The organism is Ruegeria sp. BG11, assembly GCF_056538565.1.
Genome location: NZ_JBQFTH010000017.1, coordinates 58,299 through 65,394 on the forward strand (window position 1 = coordinate 58,299; position 7,096 = coordinate 65,394).

The following is a 7,096-nucleotide window of genomic DNA, read 5'->3' on the forward strand; positions in this document are numbered from 1 at the left end:
CACGTGTGCAGGCCCCACTTGACCCGGCCAATGGCAGTGTGATCTCTGATCGTGACTTGGGTGAAACTTCGACGGCGGATAGATACCGTGAACAACATTCTAATCGTAGATGATGATGCCCGTATCCGCGATGTCGTACGTTTTGCACTGGAAGATTCCGGTTTTCAAACCACCGAAGCGGGCACTGGTCAGGACGCATTAGAGCTGTTCAGAAAAACCCCGATTGACTTGGTTGTTCTGGATATCGGAATGCCCGAAATGGACGGGTTGGAAACGTGCAAGGAGCTGCGTAAAACTTCAACCGTACCTATCTTGTTTCTGACGGCACGGGATGATGAGATCGACCGCATTCTTGGGTTTCAACTTGGTGGCGATGACTATGTCACTAAGCCTTTCAGCCCGCGCGAGCTGGTACTGCGGATCAAAGCCATCCTCGCGCGCTCGGCAGCCACAAAGGCGCCTGACGATGTGACAGTTTTTCAGGACTTGCGGCTGGATCACAGCGCCCATCGTTGCACCCTTGCAGAAACCGAAATTCAGCTGACCGGGATCGAGTTCTCGGTGCTGTCGATTCTAGCTAAGGCACCAAGCAGGGTATTCCGGCGGTCGCAGCTCATAGAACTGGTCTATGGTCATAACACCTACCTGTCCGGTCGCACGGTCGACAGCCATATTCGCAACATCCGCCAAAAGGCACGGGCGTCGGGCTATCCAGACCTGATCCAGACCGTGCACGGGGTTGGTGTAAAATTGGGCGTTTGTCGGTGCTGACCGTAAAGAAAAAATGGCGGCCTTCGCTTGCACTGGTGATTGCGTTGGTCTGCATCGCATTGGTGACGCTTCCAATCATCAGCGTTCTGGGCGCTCGCTTGTCCAGCAACCAATTCGCGCGTGAAACGGAACGTAGCCTGCTATCTCAGGCGGTTATCTTTGCCGAGGTGTATGCTGCGGTTTTCTCAGAATTCCAACATACGTCAGATGTTGGCCACAGCTTGTCCCCCGAGCAGATTACGCGGCTTCAGCAGGACTTTCATCCCATAGCACCTAGTTTGGACCTGCTTCGCGGAGAGGTTTCACCGCCCAGACCCGATCCGGTTTCAATAGATGAACCTTTGGCTGCGCCGTACGCGGCGATTTCCCAAACGTTGTCCCAGTTGGCCATGTCTGCAAAGAAGACGACTCTGTCAGGATATGTTTTCACGGATCATTCTGGCCGAGTCATTGCCAGCAGCGGATCCGTCACCGGGTCCTTTCTGCATGTCCCGGAAGTGTCTCAAGCTCTGCAGGGGGAAACCGTTTCTGTGTTGCGGCATCGGGAAAATCCGTCTGAGCGGCATCTTCTGAATTCGATCAGCCGGGACACGTCATATCGCGTTTTCGTTGCACATCCCGTTGTGTTGGGCAATCGGGTTATCGGCTCCGTTTACCTGTCGCGCACGCCCATGGACCTGAGGAAGTTTTTGTTTCAGGAACGGTTCACACTGGGTTCTGTTGCCGTGTTTATGCTTGTGTCTGCGGTCGGGGTCGGTTGGATGATGTGGCGACTGATCTCGAAGCCAATCCGCGACCTCAGCAGTCAAAGCCGAGATGTCGCAAACGGGTCGAAGCCAACGCCTGACCCGGTGCCGCACTATGGGGTGAGGGAATTGGCGGATTTGGGCAATAACGTCGTTTCTATGGCCGCAACCTTGTCAGAACGTTCCACAGCGATTGAAACTTACACGAGCCATGTCACACATGAGTTGAAATCGCCGGTCACCGCAATTCATGGTGCGGCCGAGCTGTTGTCTGAAGGACCATCTGCTCTACCCGGTGACCGAAATCAGAAACTGGTTCACAACATAAAGGAGGAATGTCTGCGCATGAACGCTCTGCTGGTGCGTCTTCGCGAACTGGCCCGGGCCAGCATTCAAACTGACGCGACCCCAACGCCATTGGCGGATATTGTCCAAGCCGCATCAGCCGAGTTTTCAGAGCACGTCATTGAGTGTCACGCGCCTTCCGACACGCGCCTACCATTGTCCAAAGATCAGGGGCACATTGTTCTGCATCATCTTTTGCAAAATGCCTTCCAGCACGGGGCAACATGTGTCGACATTACATTTGATTCAGCTTCTAACAGCTTGATTGTCTCTGACGATGGCTCGGGAATTTCCCCGCGCAACACTACGCGCATAAGCGAGCCCTTCTTCACGACTAGACGGGATCAAGGCGGTACTGGCTTGGGCTTATCCATTGTTTCCGCTGTATTGAAACAAGCAAATGCAGTGATCGAGACAATGACCCGAGAACACGGCGCCAGTTTTCGGATCAGGTTTTGAGCCTCAGTTGAGAGTACTTTTGGCGGGCGACCTTTGGTCGGTGCCGGCTTTCACAACTTGTTGCACGCTCCATTTTTGCAGATCGGAAGACATCGTTTCACCCAGACTGAAATTTCTACACCAGTAGCTGCAGAAATCGCGTTAACTCCTGTAAATCTGCGTAACCTTCGGCTCTGTCGCACAAATCGGGAAGAAGAGGCCAAAGACTTAACTGCGCTCACGACGACGCTGTTCTGTACACAGTATCCCGCCGTTCAGAGTGATCGCTTCATTGCTGCAGATCAGGTCAGAAAAACAACCTCCGTTCGCTGCAAATTAAGTGGAGATCTGCAGCATTTGAGAAGGGACCACGTGAAACCCCCGAAATGGCAAAGGCTCATTCCCAAAAGGCAAAGAGTGAATGGCGTGACCTACATTTTGAAAATAGTTTTTTGATTTCAAGTTCACCCGAGCAATTATAAGAAATTGTTCCGAATGGTTTCATAGAGTCCGCACGACGTCGGGTGTCTAAATTTTTTTGTTTTCAATACAGTAGGGCGCTGTATCTTGAGGGGAAATGACCAGCGTTTGAACCCTGGAGATTAAATAATGGAATTGATTACAGAACAGCTTCGCGCCTTCCCGATCATGGCATTGTTTCTTTGTCTGGGTCTTGGATACGGCGTCGGAAAGTTTCGGGTCGGCAAGTTCGAATTGGGGGGCATTGCGGGCACGTTGTTGGTGGCAGTCTTCATTGGCCAGATCGGTGGTATCAACCTTAGCACCGATGTTCAGAATGTATTCTTTTCCCTCTTCATATTCATGGTCGGCTACAACGGCGGGCCTCAGTTTTTTGCAGCCTTGAACCGAACTGCGCTGACCAAGCTACTGGCCGCGTTTATGATGACCCTCTGGGGGTTGTTTTTTGTTATCGTTGTTGCGCGGTTGGCGGGCTTGGACAAAGGGCTGGCCGCGGGGCTGGCCGCTGGCGGCCTGACACAATCTGCAATCATTGGCACCGCTGGAAACGCCATCGATCTGCTTGGGCTCGCCGCTGATGAGGCGGAAAAACTGAAAACCAACATCGCCGTAGGATACTCGGTTACTTACATCTTCGGCTCAATCGGCCCGATATTGGCAGTTAGCATCATTCCCATCATCATGCGTGTCGATCTGCGGCAAGAAGCGATTAAGTTGGCTCAGAAACTCGGCGGCGGTGGTCCCAAACTAGAGGAAGGTGAGTTCCTTCCCATGAATCGGTTTGACGCCCGCGCCTATCAGGTAAATGCGGATGCAAGCATTGCCGGAAAATCCGTCAAGGACATTGAAAGCGGCTATGATGGCGATCTGATCGTCGAACGGTTGCTCCACGATGGCGCTCCTGTGGATCCGACCCCTGAAACGATCGTCAATGCCGGAGACGTTGTGGTCGTCTCCGGGCTCGTCGCGATTTTGACCCAGTTCGAGGGGAGCGCCAGTGGCGAAATCGGAGAGTATCCCCCTGAACTGACGGTTGTGGAGGAACGTCGCAACGTCGTGGTCACCAACCGCAAACTGACCGGTAAAACCTTGGCAGAACTGCGCGAAGCTCTGACGGCAGATCAAAGGCGCGGTGTTCATATCTCAAAGATCACTCGCATGGGCCATGATGTCCCCGTCCTGCACAATACTGAGATCCACGCAGGTGACGAGATCAGTATTGTCGGCCACAAGGACGACCTGAATCGAGTTGCCAAAGTTGCGGGCTATGTGCCGCCTTCGGCCTCGGTCACCAATTTCATTGCGTTGGGGATCGGCGTAGCCATTGGCTATTTGATCGGAGAGATCAGTTTTGTCATCGCAGGAACGAAGGTGGCTTTGGGGTCCGGCCTCGGTTGCTTGGTTACAGGATTGATCATCGGCTATTTGCGCATCCGGCAACCCAAGATCGGCGGTATTAACCGTGGGGCCGCGAATTTCCTTCAGAGCTTTGGTTTAGCCGTGTTTGTTGGTGTCGTTGGCCTCAATGCAGGCAAACCCGCACTGGAGGCGATCCAGGAATATGGGATCATACTTCTGCTTTTGGGTGTTGTGGTTACATTGATGCCCATGATCGTGCAGTTCCCGATCAACTACTTCGCCCTGCGTATCAAGAACCCGGTTGAGGCTTGTGCGGTTGTGACCGGGTCACGCTCGGGCAATCCCGGTTTTGCGACACTATTGGAAAAAGCCGGGAACTCGACACCGACACCTGCCTTCACCATGACCTATGCCGTGGCCAATATCTTCCTGACACTCTGGGGACCGTTGGTTGTGGCTTTTGTTCCGTAAGTCAGGCCGCACAACAACTGGGAGCTTAGCTTGGAGGGGTGAGATCAGCATTTGTACTAATTATCATGCTGATCCGTTGCTCTAGGCTGTTGCTAGATCTCAACCGTGCAAAGGCAGTCCTTTCGAGGCCCGGTAGGCCTGCACGTAACCAGTGGCCACCGCGCGCACCGCTCTTCCGATCTGGCGGTAAGCACTATCATCCAAATTGGCGAACGATACCCGCGCCGACCAGTTCGGTGCGTCAAAGCCCGATCCATTCAGCAACACGATCCCATGGTCCTGAGCCAGCTTGAAGGATATATCCAGCGGGTGGACATTCTCTTTGATCCATTCGACTACTTCTTCGCCCACGTATTTGCGAAGCCAAAATTCGAAGTCGATGATACCGTAGTATTTGTCAAAAAGCGGGTTATCGGGAACTTCGATGCCCATCCCGTCGACCAACTCGTCAAAGCGATGTTTCAGAATACCCCAGCAGAATTTCTGATAGGCTTTCTCTTCGTCCATAAGCTCGACCAGTGAAAACAAGGTCATCATCACCTGTTGCGGTAGCGACAGACCAGCAGTGTGGTTCAGCGCAACATCGCGGCTGTCGGCGACGATCCGGTCGATGAACTTGAACGACGATGGATCAGGCGTCAGCGTTTCGTAGCGTGCGTTGACGACGGCCTTGGTTTCATCCGGAGCATCCGCAATCATCTTGTCGAAGATGTTGTTCTCGGCCACCAAAATCGTGCCTAGACGCCAGCCGGTGCAACCAAAATACTTGGAGTAGGAATAAACCCCGATCGTGTTCTCAGGCAGATGCCCCAAGATCGACTGAAAGTTTGGAACGAAGGTCCCGTAAACATCGTCAGTCAAAATGATCAGGTCCGGGCGGCGGGTCTTTACGAACTCGACAAGCCGAGCCGAGACCTCGGGGCTGATAGCGACTGAAGACGGATTGCCCGGATTAACCAGAAACAGTGCTTTGACTTTCGGGTCGGACAGAATTTCGAAATCTTCGTCGTTCAGTTGAAAGTGATCCTCTTCTTTCGAAGAGACATCCACTGTGTTCAGCCCATAGTCTTCAAGGACCGGCATCTCCAGATAGGGCGTGAAAATCGGTGTACCCAACGCAATCGTGTCACCGGCATTCAGCAATCTCTGGTTCTTGAGCGCTTTGAAGATGTAACACATCGCTGCGGTTCCACCCTCAACTGCGTAGATATCAAACTTCGCATCCGGTCGGTGCCCTGCGCACATCGCCCACATAACGTATTCGTGGACGATCGCTTCGTTGTGTTCCATGCAACGGTCGGGCATCGGGTAATGGTCGCCGACGATACCGTCAGTCAACTCGAGTACGAAATCGTCGGGCGTAAATCCAAATTTCTCAATTGCAAAATCAACGACTGCCACCAAAGTGTCCGCACCAGGAGGGCCGTTTCCTTCAACCGATTTCGCGCAGTACGTTTTGAGCCGATCATAGCAGCCTGGCCCTTGCGGCATCCCAGCCAGACCGACCTCTGGGTCATTTCGATGGCGCTGTGCTTCTGTCATGGCGAACTGCCCCAAAAGGAAAAATGCCTCCCGCGCCTTGGTGGCGATCCAGTTTGGGTTCCCTCGACCGGCATTTAGGTATGGCAGAGCCATCTGCCGCGCCTCTTTTTGCGCCAACTTGATAAGTTCGTCTTTGATTTGGAAAGGACTTAGGTTTTCAAATTTATGCAGGTTGAGCGATTCTGGCATGACATCAAATCCTTGCGTTAAAACAGATGACGTAGCTAAGCGGATCGCATGCAAGGCAATGTGTCAATGAAAACAACGCTAATTGAAGGGATGAACGCATAACCGAGGATTGCGTGTCGTCATTAGAAGACTTGGCTGTAACTTACTTGCAAGGCCGTCAGAGTGATAGAAATTGTGCTGAGGCTCTGGGTTCGGAGCTGACATCCCTCAAAGATCTGTAACGTTCGCTTTTCCGCAAAAACCGTTTTTGTTCGTGATCGGCAAGGTGATAGCAACGAACAGCAGTACAGTACTCCAAGTTGTGAGTTTTATATTGTCGGAACTTTGGGCTGGCGGCAAATGGCGGCTATACAGGCTGCGAATTCAGTATCTTTGGGTCGGGTGGCGATTGACGTAGTCTTCGTTTTGATGGCTCTTGGAGCCTTTGGGGCTGAACATCATGCCGTTGTTTGCGGGGACGGGTATCTTGGGTCCGACTGAGCGTGCCTATAATGGCGCAGCCCAAAGCAGACTACCAGATATCCGATCTCAGTAGTTGGCTGAAGAACCAAACTGTCGTTGATGAACTTTGAGATGCAGATTTCAGATCGACAGCAAGTTCACCGAAAAAAAACATGAAAGTCTTCACCTGAAAATCTCTACCATTCGTTCTCGAGAGTGGTAATTGAACCAACCCAAAAGAATGACGTCTGACACTACGCTGGTATCGCAACAATCCTAGCGGCGTATCAGCTTCCCAGACACACTGATTTGAC

Annotated in this window: 4 protein-coding genes; 3 read left to right on the forward strand and 1 reads right to left on the reverse strand. The window is 52.5% G+C overall.

The features are described from left to right. Positions 1 to 87 precede the first annotated feature (87 nt). From ACR0JF_RS21305 to aspT, 3 genes are all read left to right on the forward strand, one after another. Positions 88 to 771 carry a response regulator transcription factor gene (locus tag ACR0JF_RS21305; RefSeq protein WP_170660570.1) on the forward strand — a complete coding sequence of 228 codons (684 nt, stop codon included), beginning with the start codon at positions 88 to 90 and terminating at the stop codon, positions 769 to 771. Positions 772 to 1,442: 671 nt separating this feature from the next. After that, a complete protein-coding gene (locus ACR0JF_RS21310; RefSeq protein WP_480669848.1) occupies positions 1,443 to 2,321 on the forward strand; it encodes an ATP-binding protein in 879 nt (292 codons plus the stop codon). A 588-nt stretch (positions 2,322 to 2,909) separates the two neighbouring features. Further along, positions 2,910 to 4,610 carry an aspartate-alanine antiporter gene (gene aspT, locus ACR0JF_RS21315; RefSeq protein ID WP_170660568.1) on the forward strand — a complete coding sequence of 567 codons (1,701 nt, stop codon included), beginning with the start codon at positions 2,910 to 2,912 and terminating at the stop codon, positions 4,608 to 4,610. A 99-nt stretch (positions 4,611 to 4,709) separates the two neighbouring features. On the opposite strand, the gene ACR0JF_RS21320 is transcribed toward aspT, so the two are convergent. Further along, positions 4,710 to 6,341: a bifunctional aspartate transaminase/aspartate 4-decarboxylase gene (locus ACR0JF_RS21320; protein ID WP_170660567.1), complete on the reverse strand. Its 1,632-nt coding sequence runs from the start codon at positions 6,339 to 6,341 to the stop codon at positions 4,710 to 4,712. Between the last annotated feature and the right edge of the window lie 755 nt (positions 6,342 to 7,096).